The sequence below is a fragment of the Rathayibacter sp. VKM Ac-2927 genome, assembly GCF_022815525.1.
GTDB lineage: Bacteria > Actinomycetota > Actinomycetes > Actinomycetales > Microbacteriaceae > Rathayibacter > Rathayibacter festucae.
The window spans coordinates 218,186-239,253 of the sequence record NZ_JALGRT010000007.1 but is presented as its reverse complement, the minus strand read 5'-3'; the positions used below and the strand labels follow the sequence as shown (position 1 = coordinate 239,253).

Sequence of the window (21,068 nt, the reverse complement as noted above, 5' to 3'; positions counted from 1 at the left end):
GTCGGCGGCCGCGGGCTGGAGGCGTTCTGATCCGCGGGTGCCGGCCGGGTCTGCGGGCGCTCGTTCGATCTGCAGGCGTCGCCGAGCCGAACGGCTCTTCAGCCGCGCCGGAGACCTCGACGGGGCTGGAACACCTGCAGATCGAACGGATCCCCGCCGTGCGCCGACGGAGGGAGTCAGGTGCGGACGTGATCTCCGCGGGAGAGGGCGGCGAGGATGTCGGCCTCGACGAGGGGCCAGTCGTCGAGGACGAGGGAGGTGCGGTAGTGGCGGACGCGGTAGCCGAGCAGGCCGAGCTCGACATCGCGCCGGTTGTCGTGCTCGGGATCGTGGAACGCAGCACCGTCCACCTCGAGGGCGAGCACCTCGCCGAGCAGGAAGTCGATGCGCCGGTGGCCGATGCGCACCTGCTGGCGGAAGGCGATCCCGAGAGTTCGCAGCCGGAAGGCGACCATCGACTCCAGCCCGCTCTCGGAGGACGAACCGGCCCAGCGGAGGAGCCGCCGATGGGGAGCCGGCAGCCGCGCGAGGAGCCGCGCTCGACCTGCGGAGTCGAGGAGCCGCCGGTGCAGCGCCGATTCCAGGAGGACGAAGGCGAACTCGGCACCCTGGCAGGCCGCCGCCTCGACGACGCAGTCCTCGAGCGCCTGGATCAGCGCGGAGGGCCGCGGTGCCTCCTTCGACCAGTGGACGACGACGCCGGGATCATGGGAGAGCCGGACGGCGTGACGGTCCGGATCGCGGAGTCGCGAGGCGTGGGCGCGGACAGCGATGTGCAGGCCACGGAAGCGCGGCACCCAGAGCCCGTGCGCGACGGCGGCGTTCGCGCAGGCGAGGGCCCCGCCGACGCGGAAGGCGCGCTCGACTCCGGTGTCGACTCCGGGAAGGGCGTACCAGCCCTTCCTGACGCGGAGGAGCGCTCCGGTCTTCACCGCCTCGCGGAGCTCGCGTGCGGAGGAGCCCTCGCGGAGGAACTGCTCGGTCTTCACCAGGCCTCCGGCGCGGAGGACGGAGCCGGAGGACGCGCGCACAGGGAGAGCGTGGCCGCGCAGGAAGGGCGCGCGGGCGGCGCGGGCTCCGATCGGTGGAGAATCCGACGCCACGGCTCCTGTGGAGGGTGATGCCTCCGCGGGGAGTGGTGCGGTGTGCAGGCGATCCCGGCCTGCCCGGGCCTACGCGCGCGGCTCGAGGCGGCTTCGTCCTCGGATCGCCTGCAGACCGGACAGGTACCTGCACAACGGAGAGGCGCCTGCAGAGCGGACGCGGTGCGGGCAGGGACGCTGCTAGGGGGCGACGCGGCCGTTCGCGGTGAAGGCGGCGGCGGTGAGGGGCATGAGCTGCTCGAAGTGCTGCTCCATCTGCTCGGCGGCCATCTCGATCTCGCGCTGCGGGAAGGAGGGGAACGTCGAGTCCTCGCGCTTGGTGCGGAGGGAGAGGAAGTTCATCAGCGAGCGGGCGTTCAGCGTCACGTACATCGAGGAGTAGATGTTGAGCGGCAGGACGATGCGGGCGACCTCGCGGGCGACGCCCTCGCCGAGCATCCGCTGGTACGCCTCGAAGGCCTGGGTGCTGGCGCGTCGCGTCTCGTCTACCACGAGCTCCGTCTGCTCGGGGGTGCCGGGCTCGAAGGAGTAGGCGCCGGGCTTGCCGACCTGGACGAGGTTGCGCTGGGGGCCGGGCACGTAGAAGACGGGGCGGAGCTCGCGGTAGCGGCCCGACTCCTCGTTGTAGGAGGCGATGCGGTGCCGCATGAACTCGCGGAAGACGAAGATCGGCGCCTGCACGTAGAAGGTCATCGAGTTGTGCTCGAAGGGCGAGCCGTGGCGGTCGCGCATCAGGTAGTTGATCAGGCCGCGGTCGCGCTTGCCCTGCAGCTCGCTGTCGGCCGACTCCTCGTCGAGGGCGCCGGCGAGGGTCTTCTCGCCCTGCGTCGAGACGCGGGCGGCGAAGAGGACATCGGAGTCGTGGGCACTGGAGCGGACGAGCTCGACCACGACATCGGAGCGGAAAACGGGGCTGTCGGGTTCGCTCTGCTCGGTCACGGCTTCGACGATAGAGCACGGTCCGTCGACGCAGAGCGCAATGAACGGGCGTGCAGGGCAGTCGGCGCCTACCGTGATCGCGTGGACCCTCTCCAGATCGCGGCCGCCCTGCTGGGTCTCGTCGCGCTCGGAACCGCCCTCGGGCTGCTGCGCCGCCGCGCGGCCGGGCGTGTCCGCGCGCGGCCCGACGCCTCCGCCGAGCGCATCGATCCGGCCGCGCTGGTCGACGGCGCGGTCCTCGGCCGGCGAGCGACGATCGTGCAGTTCTCCACCGACTACTGCGCGCGCTGCCCGGCGGTGCACCGGATGCTCACGGACGTCTCCGGCGGTCGCGACGGCGTCGTGCACCTCGACGTCGACCTGACCCGCCGCGCCGACCTGGCCGACCGCTTCCGCATCCTGCAGACCCCGACCCTGCTCGTGCTCGACGCCGACGGCGTGGCCCGCAGCCGCATCGCCGGCGCTCCGGCCCGCGCCGTCGTCCTCGCCGAGCTCGACCGACTGGAGACAGCATGACCACCGCCCCGCCTGCCGGCTCCGTCGATCCGCGCGGACCGCGCTTCGCCGCCTCCGTCACCGCCGTGCTGCTGCTCGCTGCCGTGGGGCTCGGGCTCGCGGCGCCGGTGCCGGCGGACTCCACCGCCCGACTCGTCCAGCCCGGCTTCCTGCTGCTGGCGGTCCTCGCGGCGCTGTTCGCCTGGTCGGCCTCCCGCGGTGTCGGCTCGGGGCCCTGGGCGGTCGTCTTCCGCCGCCTCATCCGGCCCCGCCTCGCTCCGCCGGCGGAGTGGGAGGACGCCCGCCCCCCGCGCTTCGCCCAGCTGGTCGGGCTGCTCGTCACCGCCGCGGGAGTCGTCCTGCACCTCGCCGGAGTGCCGGGCGCGGTCCCCGTCGCCGCAGCGATCGCCTTCCTCGCCGCCTTCCTCAACGCGGCGTTCGGCCTCTGCCTGGGCTGCGAGCTCTACCTGCTCCTGGTGCGCGCCGGGGTCCTCGGCCGCACGGCCGGCTCCCGGGCCTGAGGCCCTAGGCTGAATCCCGCTTCGCGGGCGGCCCGCGACGGGCCTCGGGAGGCACCATGAGCGAATCGACCGCACGGCACTCGGACCAGGACGGCACCGGCAGCGCCGGCGACTCCCCCCGGCGCTCCACCCGCACGGCGGCACCGCGGCCGGCCGTGCCGCCCGGCGAGGCGCCGGACACGGCGACCCGCGCGCAGGAGGAGCCCGCGGCTCCGAAGCGGCTGCGGGTCCTGATCTCCGGGGCGAGCGGCATGATCGGCTCGGAGCTGGTGCGCCAGCTCCGCTCGGACGGGCACGAGATCTTCCGCCTGGTCCGCCACGCCCCGACCAGCCCGGACGAGTTCCACTGGGCGCCCGCCTCGCACATGCTCGACTTCAGCGTGCTCGACCGGGTCGACGCCGTGATCAACCTCTCGGGCGCCTCGATCAGCCGCCTCCCGTGGACCTCCTCGTACAAGCGCGAGATCCTCGATTCGCGGGTGCAGGCCACGCAGACCATCACCGACGCGATGCGGATGGCGTCCACTCCCCCGTCGATCCTGCTCAACGCCTCGGCCGTCGGCTACTACGGCGACCGGCCGGGCGAGGAGCTGACCGAGGAGTCCCCCCGCGGCGAGGGCTTCCTCGCCGACGTCGTCGAGCGCTGGGAGCAGGCGGCGCTGCTCGCTCCCGAGACCGCGCGCGTCGTGACGGTGCGCACCGGGCTCGTGCTCGGGAACGGCGGCGCCCTGAAGCCGCTGCTGCCGTTGACGAAGCTGGGACTGAGCGGCCCGCTCGGCGGCGGACAGCAGTACTGGCCGTGGATCAGCCACTACGACGAGGCCGCCGCGATCCGGCACCTGCTGACCTCGTCGCTGTCCGGCCCGGTCAACCTCGCGGGGCCCGAGGCCGCGACGGCGAACGAGGTCATGAGCACGCTGGCCGAGCTGCTGCACCGGCCGTTCAAGCTGCCCGTCCCCGAGAAGATCATCGAGCTCGCACTGCGCGACGCGGGGCACGAGCTGCTGCTCTCGAGTCAGCGGCTGGTGCCGCAGCGGCTGCTCGACGACGGCTTCGTCTTCCGGCACCGCACGGTGGCCGAGGCGCTGCAGGCGGTGCTGGCGGACTGAGCGCCGCCGATCAGGCGGGCCGCTCGCGCTCCAGGGCGATCGAGCGGCGGATCGCCCCGCGGGCGCGCTTGCGGTCACCGCTCGCGTCGTAGGCGAGGCCGAGCCGGTACCAGGCGCGCCAGCTCTCGGGGTCCTCGTCGACGTCGGCCGCGTAGCGCGGGAAGAGCGCGTCGGCCTCGGTCCGGTCGAGTCGGCCGGTCGCACTGGATTCGAGGACCTCGGAGGGCAGGGCGTCCTCGGACTCGAGGCGCCGGGCCAGCTTCTCGGCGCGGACGCCGAAGGAGATCTCGCGCACGAGCCCCCAGACGCCGACTCCGCCGAGGACGAGCAGGCCGATGCCCATCACGATGCCCGGCACCGTTCCGGCGGCGAAGGCGACGTACGAGTACTGCAGGCAGACGAAGAGGTAGAGCGCGAGGAGGACGGCCATCAGGCCGACGCCGATGCGGGTCCTCACGGGGCGCTCGTGGCGGCCGCGGCCTGGCCGGAGGGCACGTCGTCGCTGATCGCCGGCTCGTCGCGGACCTGCTCGGCCAGGGGTGCGGCGTCGAAGGCGGCGCGGAGGTCGATCAGCGCGTCGAGGCCGACGACCACGCCGGTGGTGCTGCGCACGGCGTCGAGGGCGCGGAGGATGCCGGCCTCGTAGGACGCGGAGGACGTGGTGTCATGGCGGATCGTGACCGTCTCGCCGGTGCCGCCGAAGACCACCTCCTGGCGCGCCTCGACCCCGGGCAGGCGCAGGCTGTGCACCGGGATGCTCGCCACCTGCTGGCCGCGGGCGCGCTGGTCGGTGTGCGGCGCCTGAACGGGGCCCAGCTCGGCGCGCGCGCGGAGCAGCAGCTCGGCGGTGCGCACGGCGGTGCCGGAGGGCGAGTCGACCTTGCGCGCGCCGTGGGTCTCGACGATCTCGACCGCGTCGAAGAAGCGCGCCGCGACGGTGGACAGCGCGGTGGCGAGGACCGAGCCGAGCGAGAAGTTGGGGATGATCACCACGCCCGCGCCGGGCTGCGCGTCGACGCTGCGGCGGAGCGCCGCGATGCGGTCGCCGGTCCAGCCGGAGGTGCCGACGAGCACCTTCCTGCCGTTCGCGACGGCGAGGTCGACGATCTGCTGGCTGACGGCGGGAAGCGTCATGTCCACGACGACGTCCGCCGCGAGCATCTCGCGCGGGTCGCTGCGCGAGCCGAGCCGGGCGACGAGGTCGAACTCCTCCGAGGCCTCGAGGAGCGAGCAGGTGAGGGAGCCGAGTTTGCCGGTTGCACCGACGACGGCGACGGAGGTGGTCACCGTGCCAGCCTAACGACCGCGGGTGGGGTGGGACTGCGGGCGGAGCGGGATCTCGATACGCCCGCTGCGCGAGCTACTCGATCAGCATGAGGGCGACACGGCCGCAGGCGACTGCGCGATCACGGGGACGGCGACAGCTCCGCTTCATGCTGGTCGAGCAGCCCCGGTGGGGCGTATCGAGACCGACCGTCGCCGGCAGGGCGGGTCTGCAGGCTTCTGTTCTGACGCTGGTGGATCTCGAGACGCCCGCTGCGCGGGCTGCTCGATCAGCATGCAGGCGATGTCAGTAGGACTGGGCCTCGGGGAGGCCGGTGCGCAGCTCGACCGGGAGGTGGGCGAGGTCGTTGTGGACGACGAGGACCGGGGGCTTGCGGGAGCGGACGCGGATGATCGTCAGGCCGCAGTTGGCCTGGTTCACGCCGAGCCAGCGCCAGTCGGGGGCGTCGAAGACGTGCCGGACGAACCAGCCGATGACGAAGTTGTGCGTGATGAGCAGGTCGTGGCGGTCCTCGCGGGACGGGGCGAGGAACTCGGCCACGGCGTCCTGCATCTGCGCGTGCCCGGCGTCGATCTCGGCCGGGGTGACGCTGCCGAAGAACGGCTCGAAGGCGCGCGGCATGTCCGGGGTCGGGCCGGAGGGGATGCAGTCGAACAGCAGCGAGGACGGCTCGATCGACAGCCCGGGCAGGACCGCCTGGAAGCGTGCGGCGGTCTCCTCCGCCCGGCGCAGCGGCGAGTGCCACGCCCCGGTGAAGGGGACGCCGCCGAGCCGCTCGGCGATGAGCCGGGCCTGGCGCTCGCCACGGGCCGACAGCGGCCCGTCGGGCATGCCGTGCTCGGCGTCCTGCTGCTCGCCGTGGCGGACGAGGTAGATGTAGTGGGACACGGAGGTCCTCCCTGGTGCGGCGCGACGGTGCGCGGTCAGCGGGTGTTCTCAGAGCGGATCAGGCCGCTGGAGTGGTCTCGATCTCGGCGATGCCGGCGAAGGTCGACTCGTCGACCGCCCCGACGGCCGAGATCGACGACGGCCCCCGGGCCAAGTCTGCCGCGAGTGCCTGGACGTCCTCCGCGCCGACGAGGGCGAGTCGGCGCAGGCTCTCGTCGAGGTCGACGAACTCGCCGAAGGTGAGCTCGGAGCGGCCGAGCCGCGACATCCGGGTGTCCGAGTCCTCCAGGGCGAGCGCTGCCGCGCCCGAGAGCTGGCCGCGGGCGCGGGCGAGCTCCTCGGCGGTGACGCCGTGCTCCGCCAGCCGGGTGAACTCGGCCAGCAGCAGCTCGGCGACGGTGCCGGCCTTCGACGGCGTGCAGGCCGCGTAGAGGCCGAAGAGCCCGGCGTCGGAGTAGGACGGGGCGAAGGAGTAGACGGAGTAGGCCAGGCCGCGCTTCTCGCGCACCTCCTGGAAGAGGCGCGAGGACATGCCGCCGCCGAGGATCGAGTTCAGCACGCCCATCGTCATCCGCCGGTCGTCCGCGGCGGCCAGGCCGGGGAAGCCGATCAGCAGGTTCGCCTGCTCGGTCGGGCGGTGCGTGATCGAGAGGGCGGTACCGCGGGTGAAGACGGCCGAGCCGCCGACCCGGCGCTCGACCGGCGCGGCCGGCGTGCCGAGATCCCAGCCGTCGGCGGCGAGGACGCGCTCGAGCTGCGCGACGAGCACCTCGTGGTCGACCGCTCCCGCGACCGTGACGACGAGGTCGCGCGGGCGGTAGGCGGCGCGGTAGTGCGCCCAGACGGCGTCTCGGGTGGCCTCGCCGATGATGGCGGGGGTGCCGCCGATCGGGCGCCCGAGCGGATGCTCGCCGAAGACGGCCTCGAAGAGCCGCTCGCTGGCGACGTCGGCCGGGTCGTCGTCGGCCATCGCGAGCTCCTCGAGGATGACGCCCCGCTCCGTCTCGAACTCGGCCGGGTCGAGCAGGCTCGACGTGACCATGTCGCCGATGACCTCGACCGCCATCGGCAGATCGCGGTCCTGCACCTTGGCGTAGTAGCAGGTGTACTCCTTGGCGGTCAGCGCGTTGTGCTCGCCGCCGACCGAGTCGAAGGCGACCGCGATGTCGAGCGCAGACCGGGTGCCCGTGCCCTTGAAGAGCAGGTGCTCGAGGAAGTGCGTGGAGCCGAAGTTGGACGGCACGGCGGGACGGCCGTCGACCGCGGGAAGGGCGGGCGCCTCGTCGCGGGAGCCGGCCGCGACCCAGAAGCCGATCGTCGCGCTGCGAGCCCCGGGCATCGCCTCGCTGAGGATGCGGACACCGCTCGAGAGGACGGTCCGGCGGACGAGCGAGCCGCCGGCGGCCCCGATGGTCGTCTCCGGCTGTTCGAGAGGGAGTGCGACACCGTGGTTCATCCGGCACAGCCTAGGCCACCTGCACCGGGTGATCCCTGCGCGACCCGTCAGCGGCGGGCGCGCTCCAGGGCCGCCAGGTGCCCGGCGTCGAGCTCGAGCGAGACGGCGCGCACCACGGCGTCGACGTCGGCGGGAGATCGCGGGGCGACCGCAGCCGCGGTCACTCCCGGCCGGGAGAGCAGCCAGGCCAGTGCGACGGCGGCCGGGGTGGCCGAGAGCTCGGCGCCGATGGCGTCGAGGGCGACCAGCACGCGCCGCCCGCGCCGCCCGACGTGGGCGGCGGCGAGGACGCCGTCGGGGAGCCGGCCGAGCTGCCGTCGCCCGCGCTCGACGCCCTCGAGGAAGCCGTGCGCGAGCGGCGCCGTGCAGAGCAGCGAGAGACCCTGGCCGGCCGCGACCAGACCGAGGTCGCCGTCCGCCCGGGTGCTGTCGAGCAGGCTGTAGGGCAGCTCGACGCCGGCGAACCGCGGGTGGCCGTGGCCGGCGAGCACGCGCGCCTCGAAGAGCTCCTCGGCGGCGAATCCCGAGGCGACGGCGGTGCCGACGAGACCGCGCGCGAGCAGCACCTCGACGGCGCTGAGCAGCTGGTCGAGGCGACCGGCGCCGTCGGGGCGGACTGCGAGGACGTCGAGTCGCTCGACTCCGAGGCGTCGCAGCGACTCCTCGACGCGGGTCACCAGGGCGCGCGGGGAGGCGACGGCGGACGGGGAGCCGCCGAATCGGCCGAGCAGCCGGAACCGATCGCGGTCGCGGTGGCCGGCGAGCCAGGCGCCGACCCGCTCCTCCCCCGGCGCGGATCCGGCCGTGTCCGCGACGACGACGCCGTCGCCGCCCCAGGCCGCGAAGCGCTCGAGCAGCTCGGGGCCGTCGACCTCGCGCCGCGCGAGCGCTGCGGCGTCGAGGACGAGCGGGAAGAGGGCCTCGGCCGTGTCGCCGAGCGAGCGGCGGAGGGCGGCGGGGGCCACGACGGGCCCGCTGTCCGCGAGGGGCGGATGCGCCGCGGTGCCGCGCGTCGTCCGCGCGCCGGAGCCGGCCTTCACCCTCGCCACTCGCCCACTCCCCCGCGGCGGTCGGGTCCGCCGAGACCGAGAGTATCCGAGCGCGGCGGGCGCCTCGCGGGGCGCTCGGGAACGCTTAATCCGATCGTTACACGGTGTTCTCCGGCAGTTTCGCGAGGGTGCCCGGCGACGGTGCGGCGACCCCGCCGGCGTCGGTGGCGGCGGCTAGATTCGGGCCATGGAGCCCCTCACCCCGACCCCCGCGACGCCCTGGTGGACGAGCGCGGTCGTCTACCAGATCTACCCCCGCTCGTTCGCCGACTCGAACGGCGACGGATTCGGCGACCTCGGCGGCATCCGCGCGCATCTCGACCACCTCGCCGACCTCGGCGTGGACGTCGTCTGGCTGTCGCCGGTCTACCCGTCACCCCAGCACGACAACGGCTACGACATCTCGGACTACCAGGACATCGATCCGCTGTTCGGCTCGCTCGAGGAGTTCGACCTGCTGCTCGCCGAGGCGCACGAGCGCGGCATCAAGCTGGTGATGGACCTCGTGGTGAACCACACCAGCGACGAGCACGCCTGGTTCGTGCAGTCGCGCTCCTCGCAGGAGGACGCGAAGCGCGACTGGTACTGGTGGCGGCAGGGGCGCGAGAACGCGGCTCGGGAGGCGGTGCTCGCGCCGGACGCCGAGCTCGAGGCGACCGCGGAGGCGGGCCTCGACGTCGCCGAGCCCAACGGCTGGCGCTCCTACTTCTCCGGCCCGGCCTGGACCCTCGATCCGGCGACCGACGAGTACTTCCTGCACCTCTTCGCGGTGCAGCAGCCCGACCTCAACTGGGAGAACCCGGAGGTCCGGCACGCGGTGCACGCGATGATGAACTGGTGGCTCGACCGCGGGGTCGACGGCTTCCGGATGGACGTCATCAACCTGGTCTCGAAGAACGTCGAGGAGATCGACGGGCCGGGCGGCGGCTCCGGGATCGTCGGCGGGGTGGGCCCCCGGCTGCACGAGTACCTCCGCGAGATGAACGAGGCGGTGTTCGCCGGGCGCGACGCCGCGCTGATGACGGTCGGCGAGATGCCGGGCGTCACGCTCGAGGAGGCGGTGCTCGTCACCGACCCGGAGCGGCGCGAGCTCGACATGGTCTTCCAGTTCGAGCACGTCGGGATCGACCACGGCGTCGACAAGTTTCACCCGATCCCACTCGATCTCGTCGCCCTCAAGGCGAATCTCGCCCGCTGGCAGGACGGACTGGCCGAGCGCGGCTGGAACAGCCTCTACCTCGGCAACCACGACCAGCCCCGGCTGGTCTCCCGCTTCGGCGACGACGGCGCCTGGCGCTACGAGTCGGCCACGCTCTGGGCGACGCTCCTGCACCTGCAGCGCGGCACGCCGTACATCTACCAGGGCGACGAGATCGGCATGACCAACGTGCCGTTCGCCGGCATCGAGGACTTCCGCGACGTCGAGTCGCTGAACTACTACGCCGAGGCGGTCGAGGAGCGCGGCGAGGACCCGGAGCAGGTGCTCGCGGGACTGCGCGCGCAGAGCCGCGACAACGCGCGGACGCCGGTGCAGTGGGACGGCGGACCGCAGGCCGGCTTCACGACGGGCGAGCCGTGGATCCCGGTCAACCCGAACCACGTCGAGGTGAACGTCGCGGCCGACCGCGGGGCGGAGCGCTCCGTCTTCGAGTACTACCGCGCGCTGATCGCGCTGCGGCACGAGGACGAGACGGTGCAGCTGGGCCGCTTCGCCCTGCTCGAGGCCGAGCATCCGACGCTCTTCGCGTTCACCCGCACCGGGGCGAGCGAGCTGCTCGTGGTCGGCAACGTCTCCGGTGAGCCGCTCGAGGTCGCGCTGCTCGAGGAGTGGGCCGCAGCCGAGACGGTGCTGGGCAACGTCGCGGGCGCGTCGGGCTCGACGCTCGGACCGTGGGAGGCGCGCATCCTGCGTCGCTGACCGCCGGCTCGGCAGCGCCCCTGCTCCGGCGGGGTGCTGCCGAGCCGGCCTGTGCTGCCCACCGACCTGTGGGGGCGCCGCTCAGGCGGAGGCGCGGTCGAGCTGGGCGATCTCGCTCCGGGTGATCGGCAGCGTGGCGGCTCCGAAGATCGACGCCAGTTCCTCGGCGCCGCGGGCGCGCACGATGACGGCCGAGACCTCCTGGTGCGCGAGCACCCAGGCGAGCGCGGCGGTGCCGGGGTTGCTGCCGTGCGCCTCCGCGACCTCGTCGAGCGCCGCGAGCACCTTGTTGCCGTGCCGGCCGACGTAGTCGAGCGCGGCCTCGAACATGACCGACTCCGGCTCGTCGGAGCGGTGGCGCAGCCGACCCGTCAGGTAGCCGCTCGCGAGCGGCAGGCGGGCGAGGGTGCCGAGACCCTGGCGGAGCACCTCGGGGGCGACGTCGGCCTCGTAGTGCTTGCGCTCCATCAGGTTGTACTCGGCGATCACCGTGGTGAAGGCGGGCAGGCCGAGGTCGCGAGCCGCCGCCTCCGCCTCGGCCAGGGCGGCTCCGCTGAAGTGCGCCGCGCCCAGGGCGCCGACCGAGCCGTTCTCGATGAACGGGGCGACGGCGGCGAGGCTCTCGGCGATCGGGACCTCCGGGTCCTCGCTGTCGAAGGAGAGCAGGTCGATCCGGGTGCCGAGCCGCTCCAGGCAGCCCTCGATCGCGACCCGCACGTCCTCGGCCGCGAGGCCCGGGGCGTCGGGGTGGCGGCCGACCTTGGTGGCGACGAGCAGCTCGTCGCGCCGGGTGGACTGCTCGAGCCAGCGGCCGATCATGTACTCGCTGCGCCCGGTGGCGTAGTGGTCGGCGGTCGAGATCAGCGTCCCGCCGAGCTCGGCGAACGCGTCGAGGACCTCGGTGGTCTCGTCGATGCTCGCGGCCCAGCCGAAGACGGAGCCGTCGAGGGCGACCGGGTGCACGGGCAGACCGGTGGCTCCGAGGAGGCGGGGCGGAAGGGGCGTCTCCGGCGCAAAGGCCGGGGGCGTCGAGTCGGTCACGGGGTCCTCCGGTCGGGGCGGTGCGACGGCACGGTCCCGCCACCGTACCCCACGGACGACGGGCCGCCGGCCCACCGGGGTGCGGCCGCACCAAGGAACGACGGACGCCCGCCCCACCGGAGTGGGACGGGCGTCGGTCGTGCGGGAGGGATCAGCTCTCGGCGGGGACCTCGACGGGCGCCTCGGCGTCCTCGGCCACGACGGGCGCGAGGGACAGCTTGCCGCGGTCGTCGATCTTGGTGATCGAGACGAGCAGCTTCTGGCCGACTCCGAGGACGTCCTCGACGTTCTCGACGCGCTTGCCGCCGGCGAGCTTGCGGACCTCGCTGATGTGCAGGAGGCCGTCCTTGCCGGGGAGGAGCGAGACGAACGCACCGAAGGTCGCGATCTTGACGACGGTTCCGAGGAACTGCTCGCCGACCTCGGGGTTGGTCGGGTTCGCGATGGCGTTGACCTGGGCGCGAGCGGCCTCGGCCGACGGTCCGTCGACGGCACCGATGTAGACGGTGCCGTCCTCCTCGATGGAGATGTCGGCGCCGGTCTCGTCCTGGATCGCGTTGATCGTCTTGCCCTTGGGGCCGATCAGCTCGCCGATCTTGTCGACGGGGATCTGGACCGAGATCACGCGGGGCGCGGTCGGGGCCATCTCGTCGGGCTGGTCGATGGCCGCCGTGAGCACCGCGAGGATCGTGGTGCGCGCGTCCTTGGCCTGCTTGAGCGCGGCGTCGAGGACCGACGACGGGATGCCGTCGAGCTTCGTGTCGAGCTGGATGGCCGTGACGTACTCGGAGGTGCCGGCGACCTTGAAGTCCATGTCGCCGAGCGCGTCCTCGGCGCCCAGGATGTCGGTCAGCGCCGCGTAGCGGGTGTGACCGTCGACCACGTCGGAGACGAGGCCCATCGCGATGCCCGCGACCGGGGCGCGCAGCGGCACACCGGCGTTGAGGAGCGACAGGGTCGATGCGCAGACGGAGCCCATCGAGGTGGAGCCGTTGGAGCTGAGCGCCTCGGACACCTGGCGGATCGCGTAGGGGAACTCCTCGCGGCTCGGCAGCACCGGCACGAGGGCGCGCTCGGCGAGGAAGCCGTGCCCGATCTCGCGACGTTTCGGCGACCCGACGCGGCCGGTCTCACCGGTCGAGTAGGGCGGGAAGTTGTAGTGGTGCAGGTAGCGCTTCTTCGTGACGGGCGACAGCGAGTCGATCTGCTGCTCCATCTTGAGCATGTTCAGCGTGGTGACGCCCAGGATCTGGGTCTCGCCGCGCTGGAAGATCGCCGAGCCGTGGACGCGCGGGATGACCTGCACCTCGGCGTCGAGCGGTCGGATGTCGGCCAGGCCGCGGCCGTCGATGCGGACGCCGTCGCGGAGGATGCGGCCGCGGACGACCACCTTCGTGACGGACTTGTACGCGGCGCCGACCTGCGCGAAGGCCTCGGCGGAGAGGCGGCCGGAGGCGATGCGCTCGGCGATCTGCTCCTTGACCTTCGCCTTGAGGGCGTCGTCGGCGTCCTGACGCTCGACCTTGTCGGCGATCTGGTAGACGCGGACGAGCTCGTCGTAGCTGAGCTCGGCGACGTTGTCGTAGGTCTCCTGCGCGTAGGGCAGGAAGACCGGGTAGTCCTTGACCGGCTTCGCGGTCTCGGCGGCCAGCTTCGACTGCGCCTCGACGAGCGCGCGGAGGAAGGGCTTGGCGGCCTCGAGGCCCTGGGCGACGACGGCCTCGTCGGGCTTGGTGGCGCCCGCCTTGATGAGGTTCCACGAGACGTCGGTGGCCTCGGCCTCGACCATCATGATGGCGACGTCCGAGGAGCCGTCCTCGTTGGTGACGACGCGGCCGGCCACGGTGAGGTCGAAGACGGCGTTCTCGAGCTGCGAGGCCTTGGGGAAGGCGACCCACTGGTCGTTGCCGGAGCCGTCGGACATGAGCGCGAGGCGCACACCGGCGACCGGGCCCGAGAAGGGCAGGCCGGAGATCTGGGTCGAGGCGCTCGCGGCGTTGATCGCGAGGGCGTCGTAGAACTCGTCCGGGGCGATGCTGAGGACCGTGATGACGATCTGGACCTCGTTGCGCAGGCCCTCGACGAACGAGGGGCGCAGCGGCCGGTCGATCAGACGGCAGACCAGGATCGCCTCGGTGGAGGGGCGGCCCTCGCGGCGGAAGAACGAGCCGGGGATCTTGCCGGCGGCGTAGGAGCGCTCCTCGACGTCGACGGTCAGCGGGAAGAAGTCGAAGTTGTCCTTCGGGTTCTTCGACGCCGAGGTGGCGGAGAGGAGCATGGTGTCCTCGTCGAGGTACGCGGCGACCGCGCCCTGAGCCTGCTGCGCGAGGCGGCCGGTCTCGAAGCGGACGGTGCGGGTGCCGTACGAGCCGTTGTCGAGAACGGCTTCGGCGAATGTGATTTCAGGACCTTCCAAGAGGTCTGTCTCCTTAACGTCTGCAGCGGCACCCCTCTGGGCGCCGGCGTTCGTCGGAGCGGCATGACGGTCAGGAATCGCACGCGATCCCACGGCAGGGCTTCGCGCCGTGCCGTCGTGTGGAGGGCGTTCGTGCTGGCCACCAGTAGAAGGGCTCCGGGTCTGCCCGACATCGTCCACTGCGCTGCAGCAGCGCGTGATGTCGCGAACCGGGACTCCACCACCGAGGACCAGCTTCCTGCCGGCCTGCTCCGTGGTTCGAACCCGACGGCGACCGGCGGTCGCTCCCGGATTCGGAACCGGTTCATGCTATCAGTGCGGGCCCCGATCGACCAGGAACCGCGGGATCGCCGCGCGGCTCCGCCCCGGGATCACCGCCGCACGGCTACCAGATCGTGCCGGCCCCGACGGTGATCGCCGCGAGCATCAGCGCGCCGAGGACGAGTCCGACCACCGCGCGGGTCACGCCCGCGCCCCGCCGCGCGCCGCCCTTGACGAGTCCGACGACACCGAAGACGACGGCGAGCAGGTCGAGCGGGCCGCCGAGCAGCAGGCCGATGAACAGCGGGATCGGGGTGAGGAGCACGCCCAGGATCCCGAGGACGAGAGACGCGGTCGCGGCGGCGTTGCCGAGCGGGGCCGCGGGCGGTGCGAGCGGAGCGAGGTCGCCGGTCCACGCGCGGCCGTCCCAGTAGCGCTGCGTGTTCACCTGCGCCGGGTCCGGGTACCAGCCGGCCGGCGGACCCGCCGCAGCCGGCTCGTCCCAGAAGCCGGCCGCCGAGCGGTCGGCGCCGGCCGGGCCCTCGGCGTCAGCCACGGGTCTCGTGCATCAGCAGCTGGACCCGGAGACCGCCCTTGCCCTTCACGATGCGGGCGGGGATGCGCGGCTGCTTGCCGGCCTCGGCGAGCCGGGCCAGGGCCGCCTCGACCACGTTCTCGAGCCCGCGGGGCACGTAGCCGACGAGATCGGTCGGCCGGTGGTTCGCGAAGAGGCGGACCGGCATCGGGGCGTCGGTGCGCTCCTCCTCGATCGTGCGGCGCGGGATGACCGCCGTGATCTCCTCCTCGCCGAGGGCGTGCACGCGGGCCAGCTCGTCCTGGTGCGGCAGGGAGTCGGCGATGCCCAGGAGGGTGTCGCCGCGCTTGGACTTCGGCCGCAGCTCGTAGTCGTAGTCGTCGAGCTTGCCCGAGCCGCGGTCGCCGGCGGGCAGGGGGTCGGAGTCGGAGCGGCCGAACGAGAAGAGCTTCATGCCTCCATCATGGAGCGCCGGGGCCGCCCGTGTCGCGGGCCGCGCCCGCCTCCCGCGGCGGGCGTCCTCAGACGGCCGAGCGCAGCATCCGCGCGATCGCCACCAGCACCAGCGCGAGCACGATCGCGACGAAGCCGACCAGCACCGGGACGGCGGGGAGCACGGCGAGCGCCGCGCCGATCAGGAGCACCGGGACCGCGAGACCGACGTAGGAGGCGAGGAACATCCCGGCGAGGACCTCGCCGCGGGTCTCGTCGGAGGCGAGCGAGCCGGCGACCCCGAGCGCCAGGCGGAAGATCAGGCCGACGCCGGCCCCGGCGATCACGCCGCCGCCGATGAAGGCGGGCAGCACCACGGCGACGGCGCCCCAGGCGACCAGGGCGAGCCCGACGGTGAGGGCCGCGGCGGAGAGGAGCAGCGCGCGGCGGACCGGCAGGCGCGCGGCGGTCAGCTGGGCGACGGCTCCGGCGGCGAAGACACCGAAGGAGACGACGCCCGCCAGCAGGTGCGAGGTCTCGCCGAAGCGGCCGGCCAGGAAGATCGGTGCGAGCGAGGTGAAGAGGCCGAAGACGGCGAAGCCGGCGAACGCGCCGACCGCGGCCGACAGGAAGGTGCCGCGCGAGGCGGCGGGGACGGCGAGCCGCTGCGGGCGGTAGGCGGGCAGCTCCTCGCGGCGCTCGACGGTCTCGGGGACGAGGGCGACCGCGATGCCGAGCACGACGAGCAGTACCAGGAAGACCTCGTAGGGCACGACGAGGGGGCGGTCGACGGTCACCGCGAGGACGCCGCCGATCAGCGGGCCGAGGGCGAGGCCGCCGACGTTGACGAGGGTCGAGACGGCGCGCGAGGCGCCGGGTCCCTCCTCCGGCCGGGCGATCGCGCGGAGCTCGGAGAGGTGGGCGGTGGCGGTCGCGGTGAGCGCGCCGACGCCGATGCCGGTCAGCAGGCGGGCGACGATCAGGCCCGGCACGTCCGGCCAGAGCAGGAAGACGATGCTCGCCAGCACTTCGACGAGGATCGCGGCGAGCAGGATGCGCCGCCGGCCGAGCCAGTCGCTGACGTGACCGGCGAGGAAGAGGCTGGCCACCACTCCGACGGCGTAGGCCGCGAAGATCACCGTCACGACGAAGGCGGGGAAGCCGTCGCGCTGCTGGTAGATCGCGTAGAGCGGGGTCGGCACGGTCGAGAAGGCCATCACGGAGAGGAAGGCGACCGCGATCACCCAGAAGCCGAGGTGGTGCCCGAGCTCGGGGCGGCGTGCGGCGGAGGAGGCGGTGCGGGCGGTCGTGCGCTCGGCGGGGGTTCCGGTGGTCGGCATGCGCCCAGACTGCTCCTCCCGATCGTCCACGTCCAACGGAGGATCATGGACGCATTGATCGACGATCCTGCATGATTCTCGGATGGACGATCGTCAGCTCGCCGCCTTCGTCGCCGTCGCGGAGGAGCTCAGCTTCACCCGCGCGGCCGCCCGCCTCTACGTGGTGCAGTCGACGCTGTCGGCGACCGTCCGCGCGCTCGAGCAGGACCTGGGGGCGCCGCTGTTCACCCGCTCGACGCGGCGCGTGGCGCTGACGGCCGTCGGCGAGGCGCTGCTGCCCTCGGCCCGCGCGGCGATCGACAGCGTCGACCGGATGCGCTCGCTCGCGGCGGAGGACGCGGCGGGGCTCCGCGGCCGGGTCCGGGTCGGCACCTTCTCGGCGCTCGACATCCTCGACCTGCCGGGTGTCCTCGGCGCGTTCCGGCGGCGGCATCCGCTGGTCGACCTGCTCCTGCGCACCTCGCCGAGCGGATCGACCGGGCTGGCGGAGGACCTGCGCCGTGGCCGGCTCGACGTCGCGCTGCTCGCGCTGCCTGTCGCCGAGCTGGACGATCTCGCCGTGACGACCGTCGTCCGCGACCGGTACGTGCTGCTGGTCGACAGCGCGGACCCGCTGGCGGGGCTCGTGCGGCCCTCCCCCGCGGACCTGGAGGGCGCGGCGTTCATCGACACCCCATCCGGGTTCGGCAACCGCGTCAGCGTGGACCGGGCCTTCCGCGCGGCGGGAGCGACGCGACGGGTCGCGACCGAGGTCGCCGATCTGCCCGCCATCCCGCTCTTCGTGCAGGCCGGTCTGGGACCGGCGGTGGTCCCCCGATCGGGCATCGCGCCACTGGAGGGGGTGACCGCGATCGAGCTCGACTGGCCCGGGCTGGTCTGGGAGGTCTCGGTCTGCAGTGCGCAGCGTCCCTCCGCGGCCGTGCAGGCCCTCACCGCGCTGCTGGCGGAGCGGACCGGGGCGGTCTGACGCCTCGGCCGGTCCGGCCCGGCGCGCGCTCAGCCCTCGCGTAGGGGCCCGCGGACGATCGAGTCTCCCGAGTGCTGCGGGTCTCCGTCGTCGGGCTCCTCGGAGATGTCGACGAGCGAGTACTCGGAGAGGTCGATGTCGGCGGGGACCGTGAAGCGGCCGTCCGTGCCGTCCAGCACCCCGAGCCCCACCAGTCCGGTGGCGTCGGCGGCGATCAGCCAGACCTCGCGGTAGGAGTCGGTCGCGCCGGCCGCGTCGAGGTGCACGACCAGCCGGCGCTCGCCGTCGGCGTCCTCGAGCTCGGCGCTGCCGCTCGCGCCCTGCCAGTCGGGGAAGGCGGCGAGATCGGCGCGGGCGACCACGACCGCGTCGGTGCCCTGCGACGCCTGCAGCCAGAAGCCGCCGACGACGCCGATCGCCAGGGCCGCGAGGGCGGCGAGCGCTGCGGGGAGCAGCCGGCGAGCGCGCGGTCGGCGGTGCGAGGGCGTGTGGCGGCCCACCGGGAGCGCGGTGACCGGGGCGATCGGCGCATCCGCGCTCCCCAGCGCGAGCTCCCCGCGGATCCGGTCCCAGACCTCCGCCGGCGGCGCCTCGAGGGTCAGCGAGCGGCTCTGCCGGCCGAGACCGGCGGCGTGGCCGAGCTCGACCAGCTGCTGAGCGCACTCGGGGCACGCCTCGAGGTGGGCGGCGGCGTCGGCGGAGGAGTCCTCGCCGAGGGCGAGGAGGGCGAGCTCGTCGGGATCGAGGTGGGTCATGTGCTGCTCACCTCCAATCGGGAGCGGAGTCTGTCGAGACTGCGGCGGATGTGGCTCTTGACGGTGCCGAGCGGCAGGCCCGTCAGCTCGGCGATCTCGGTGTGGGTCAGGTCGTCGTAGAAGGCGAGGCTCATCACCCGCCGCGGGACAGGGTCGAGGCGGGCGAGCTCGTCGGCCACCAGGACCCGCTCCTCGAGATCGACCGCCGGCTCGCCCTCGTCCGCCGGGGCGACCGCGACCAGCGCGGCGGTGAGCCGGCGCTCGCGCGAGCGGTTCTCGTGGGCGTCCGCGATGCGCTTGCGCGAGATTCCGACCAGCCAGGCGCCGAGCGCCGCGCGGCCGGGGTCGAAGCTGCCGCGCCCGGTCCAGGCGGAGACGAAGACCCGCTGGACGACGTCCTCGGCGTCGCCGCGGTCGCCGAGCGAGCGCAGGGCGAGGGTGAACACGAGCGGGGACCAGCGGGAGTAGGCCTCGGCGAGCGCCGACTCCTCCCCCGCGGCGAACCGGAGGCCGAGGCGCTGGACGAGGGCGCGCTCGTCGGCGGCCTCGTCGTCGGGCTCGCGGGTCTGGGCGTCGCTCAGGGGGGTCCTCCTGGACTGGGGGCGGCAGCGGAGCCCGGTCGCGAGTGGCTCTGCGGCCGGCGGCGCTGCGGTGACGCTCATGCTACGGCTCGCTCACGGCGGGAGCACGGAAGCGGCCGGCGGGAGTCATCGTCGGGCGGTCACGGCGAGGGGGTCGCGGTGACGACCACGTTGCTGAGGTAGTGGCGGGTGTCGTAGTCGAAGTCGCCGCCGCAGGTGATCAGGACCAGCCGGGCAGCGCCGTCCTGGACGAAGACGCTGGAGAGGTCGACCGTGGTCTTCTCCGTGGTCTCGACGGTGTCCACCGTGTAGACACGCTGGACGCCGTCGTCGCCCGTGAGGCCGATGCGCTGGCCGGGCTGCGCCTTCTTCAGCTCGGCGAACGGGCCGAGGCCGTAGGTGAGGGAGTCGACGTGGGCGGCGATCACGGTCGTCCCCTCCGCGGCGTCGAGCCCCCGGCCGTAGCGGTACCAGCCGGCCACGTCGGTGTCGGCGACCAGCTCCATCGTGCCGTCGTCGGCGACGCCGACCGGCTGCACGGGCATGTCGATCGGCAGGCCGTCGACGACCAGGCGCGTCGGCGCGAGCACCACCGGCGCGGGAGTCGCACCGAGGCGGGCGTCCGCGACCGGGACGTCCGGCACCGCGGCGGCGGACGGGCCGGGAGTGCTGGAGGGGATCGCGGCCGGCGTCGACGTCGGGAGCGGCGCACTCGCGTCAGGGGCGGGCACGACCCCGACCGCCTGTGCCGAGCAGCCGCCGAGGCCGAGGCCGACCGCGATCGCGCCGACCACGAGGAGAGCGCGCGGCCGGGTGGGGATCCTGCTCATCACGTCCTCCTCTCGTCGTGGTCGGCGGCCGGCCCGGGTGCGGGGGCACACCGGGCCGGCGGTCTTCGGTGCCGGTCGGGGACCGGCGGTCGTCCGCGTCGGTCAGCGACCGGCGGCGGCCTTGCGGCGGCCGACCAGTGCGGCGCCGATCAGCGCGAGCGAGGCGAGGGCGGCAGCGCCCCACCAGCCCGCGGCCGCGTCGGTGCGGTTGTCGGCGGCGAGGCCGGCCTCACCGGCGGGGACACCGGACGGCGAGGAGTGCAGACCGCCGATGGTCTGCGTCGCGAGGGCGAGGTTGCCCTTCTCCAGGCTGCCCCAGGCGTAGACGATCGTGTTGACGCCCTCCTGGACCTGGACGTCGGCCGGGCCGATGACCGGGGTGGTGGTCCCGGTCGCGGCGACCACGGTCGAGATCGTGGCCGGAGCGAGGTTCAGGACGCCCTCGTTCGGGTTGGTCACGTTCGTCAGCACGGGCGAGCCGCCGGCGAGGATGTCCACGGCGGGCGCCGCGGCGATGTGGCGGACCGTGAGGCGTCCCTCTCCGGCCGCGGTGGCGGAGATGTCGTTCGGGAACAGCGTCGCGGTGGGGGTGTTGTCGGGCGTGAGGTGCGCGGCGACGGTGTAGCTCTTGCCGGCCTCGAGCGCGAGGTCGACCGGGCCGATGACGGGAGCGCTCGCGTCGGCGGCGTCCGCGGCGGTGATCGCGACGGTGTACGTCCCGGTGGGCAGGTCGAGCGGGCCGGCCAGCGAGCCGGGCGTGAAGTCGTCGAGCGTCAGTGCTCCGTTGACGTACACGTCGACCGGGGTGTCGGGGACCGCGTGCAGCACGTAGAGGTCGGCCGAGTCGGCGTCGGCCGCGCTCGCGGGGGCGGCGGCGAGACCGGCGACGGCGAGGGTGCCGAGGCAGGCTCCGGCGAGCAGGCGGTGGGTGAGGCGGGAGGTGGTCACGGTGTTCCTCTTTCACGACGGGACCCGCGGGCGGGTCGGTGGGTTCTCGAGAAGGGCCTTCACCACTACTTCCGGCCGAGGGGCCTCCGCGGATGCACCGGACCGGAGAATTCTCGAAGGAATTCCCGTCCCTTCCCCACCGGTCGCGCTCAGGGCCTGGTCAGGGCCCGGTTCCGGGTCTAGCCTCCGAGGAGAGGGA

The 21,068-nt window shown here is 73.6% G+C and carries 21 protein-coding genes; 5 read left to right on the top strand and 16 right to left on the bottom strand.

Features of this window, described 5'->3' with window-relative positions:
• Positions 1 to 176 precede the first annotated feature (176 nt).
• Both MT353_RS19015 and thyX read right to left on the bottom strand, forming a co-directional pair.
• Positions 177 to 1,031: a type IV toxin-antitoxin system AbiEi family antitoxin domain-containing protein gene (locus MT353_RS19015; protein WP_243598660.1), complete on the bottom strand. Its 855-nt coding sequence runs from the start codon at positions 1,029 to 1,031 to the stop codon at positions 177 to 179.
• 252 nt (positions 1,032 to 1,283) lie between these two features.
• On the bottom strand, positions 1,284 to 2,042 hold the full coding sequence (gene thyX, locus MT353_RS19010; protein ID WP_243598659.1) for an FAD-dependent thymidylate synthase: 759 nt from the start codon (positions 2,040 to 2,042) through the stop codon (positions 1,284 to 1,286).
• Positions 2,043 to 2,123: 81 nt separating this feature from the next.
• On the opposite strand from thyX, the gene MT353_RS19005 reads away from it, so the two are divergent.
• The 3 genes from MT353_RS19005 to MT353_RS18995 are packed head-to-tail and all read left to right on the top strand — an operon-like array spanning position 2,124 to position 4,167.
• Entirely contained in the window at positions 2,124 to 2,558 is a 435-nt protein-coding gene (locus MT353_RS19005) for a thioredoxin family protein (RefSeq protein ID WP_243598658.1), read from the top strand.
• Positions 2,555 to 3,058, top strand: coding sequence for a DUF4395 domain-containing protein (locus MT353_RS19000; protein WP_243598657.1), 504 nt, complete (start codon positions 2,555 to 2,557; stop codon positions 3,056 to 3,058). The genes MT353_RS19005 and MT353_RS19000 overlap by 4 nt, the downstream gene beginning before the upstream one ends.
• Positions 3,059 to 3,114: 56 nt before the next feature.
• Entirely contained in the window at positions 3,115 to 4,167 is a 1,053-nt protein-coding gene (locus MT353_RS18995) for a TIGR01777 family oxidoreductase (RefSeq protein ID WP_279400894.1), read from the top strand.
• A gap of 10 nt (positions 4,168 to 4,177) precedes the next feature.
• Here MT353_RS18995 and MT353_RS18990 read toward each other — a convergent pair whose 3' ends face one another.
• The 5 genes from MT353_RS18990 to MT353_RS18970 all read right to left on the bottom strand — a co-directional run bounded on the left by MT353_RS18990 (position 4,178) and on the right by MT353_RS18970 (position 8,845).
• Complete coding sequence (locus MT353_RS18990; protein ID WP_243587340.1) at positions 4,178 to 4,624, bottom strand: hypothetical protein; 447 nt, start codon at positions 4,622 to 4,624, stop codon at positions 4,178 to 4,180.
• Positions 4,621 to 5,454 (bottom strand): 4-hydroxy-tetrahydrodipicolinate reductase, encoded by an 834-nt coding sequence (dapB, locus tag MT353_RS18985; RefSeq protein WP_243625607.1) that lies wholly within the window; start codon positions 5,452 to 5,454, stop codon positions 4,621 to 4,623. Before dapB ends, MT353_RS18990 begins: the two co-directional genes overlap by 4 nt.
• Before the next feature lie 283 nt (positions 5,455 to 5,737).
• Positions 5,738 to 6,340 carry a histidine phosphatase family protein gene (locus MT353_RS18980; protein WP_123447881.1) on the bottom strand — a complete coding sequence of 201 codons (603 nt, stop codon included), beginning with the start codon at positions 6,338 to 6,340 and terminating at the stop codon, positions 5,738 to 5,740.
• A 58-nt stretch (positions 6,341 to 6,398) separates the two neighbouring features.
• Entirely contained in the window at positions 6,399 to 7,796 is a 1,398-nt protein-coding gene (locus MT353_RS18975; protein WP_243625606.1) for a pitrilysin family protein, read from the bottom strand.
• A gap of 47 nt (positions 7,797 to 7,843) precedes the next feature.
• Entirely contained in the window at positions 7,844 to 8,845 is a 1,002-nt protein-coding gene (locus MT353_RS18970; RefSeq protein ID WP_243625605.1) for an aldo/keto reductase, read from the bottom strand.
• Positions 8,846 to 9,032: 187 nt separating this feature from the next.
• On the opposite strand from MT353_RS18970, the gene MT353_RS18965 reads away from it, so the two are divergent.
• Positions 9,033 to 10,763: an alpha-glucosidase gene (locus MT353_RS18965; RefSeq protein ID WP_243625604.1), complete on the top strand. Its 1,731-nt coding sequence runs from the start codon at positions 9,033 to 9,035 to the stop codon at positions 10,761 to 10,763.
• An 81-nt stretch (positions 10,764 to 10,844) separates the two neighbouring features.
• On the opposite strand, the gene MT353_RS18960 is transcribed toward MT353_RS18965, so the two are convergent.
• The 5 genes from MT353_RS18960 to MT353_RS18940 form a co-directional block, all read right to left on the bottom strand.
• A complete protein-coding gene (locus MT353_RS18960; RefSeq protein ID WP_243625603.1) occupies positions 10,845 to 11,804 on the bottom strand; it encodes an aldo/keto reductase in 960 nt (319 codons plus the stop codon).
• A 151-nt stretch (positions 11,805 to 11,955) separates the two neighbouring features.
• Entirely contained in the window at positions 11,956 to 14,220 is a 2,265-nt protein-coding gene (locus MT353_RS18955) for a polyribonucleotide nucleotidyltransferase (protein ID WP_123447886.1), read from the bottom strand.
• A gap of 385 nt (positions 14,221 to 14,605) precedes the next feature.
• Entirely contained in the window at positions 14,606 to 15,037 is a 432-nt protein-coding gene (locus MT353_RS18950) for a DUF2510 domain-containing protein (RefSeq protein ID WP_243598653.1), read from the bottom strand.
• Positions 15,030 to 15,470: a hypothetical protein gene (locus MT353_RS18945; protein ID WP_243616324.1), complete on the bottom strand. Its 441-nt coding sequence runs from the start codon at positions 15,468 to 15,470 to the stop codon at positions 15,030 to 15,032. Before MT353_RS18945 ends, MT353_RS18950 begins: the two co-directional genes overlap by 8 nt.
• 67 nt (positions 15,471 to 15,537) lie before the next feature.
• Entirely contained in the window at positions 15,538 to 16,788 is a 1,251-nt protein-coding gene (locus MT353_RS18940) for an MFS transporter (protein WP_243616325.1), read from the bottom strand.
• A gap of 82 nt (positions 16,789 to 16,870) precedes the next feature.
• On the opposite strand from MT353_RS18940, the gene MT353_RS18935 reads away from it, so the two are divergent.
• Positions 16,871 to 17,755 carry a LysR family transcriptional regulator gene (locus MT353_RS18935; protein ID WP_123447890.1) on the top strand — a complete coding sequence of 295 codons (885 nt, stop codon included), beginning with the start codon at positions 16,871 to 16,873 and terminating at the stop codon, positions 17,753 to 17,755.
• 29 nt (positions 17,756 to 17,784) lie between these two features.
• On the opposite strand, the gene MT353_RS18930 is transcribed toward MT353_RS18935, so the two are convergent.
• The 4 genes from MT353_RS18930 to MT353_RS18915 form a co-directional block, all read right to left on the bottom strand.
• Positions 17,785 to 18,510: an anti-sigma factor gene (locus MT353_RS18930; protein WP_243625602.1), complete on the bottom strand. Its 726-nt coding sequence runs from the start codon at positions 18,508 to 18,510 to the stop codon at positions 17,785 to 17,787.
• Positions 18,507 to 19,172 carry an RNA polymerase sigma factor gene (locus MT353_RS18925; protein ID WP_243598649.1) on the bottom strand — a complete coding sequence of 222 codons (666 nt, stop codon included), beginning with the start codon at positions 19,170 to 19,172 and terminating at the stop codon, positions 18,507 to 18,509. Before MT353_RS18925 ends, MT353_RS18930 begins: the two co-directional genes overlap by 4 nt.
• A 59-nt stretch (positions 19,173 to 19,231) precedes the next feature.
• Positions 19,232 to 19,921, bottom strand: a complete 690-nt coding sequence (locus MT353_RS18920) for a class F sortase (RefSeq protein WP_243616326.1) — start codon at positions 19,919 to 19,921, stop codon at positions 19,232 to 19,234.
• A 102-nt stretch (positions 19,922 to 20,023) separates the two neighbouring features.
• Positions 20,024 to 20,869 (bottom strand): DUF4397 domain-containing protein, encoded by an 846-nt coding sequence (locus tag MT353_RS18915; protein WP_243625601.1) that lies wholly within the window; start codon positions 20,867 to 20,869, stop codon positions 20,024 to 20,026.
• Positions 20,870 to 21,068 lie beyond the last annotated feature (199 nt).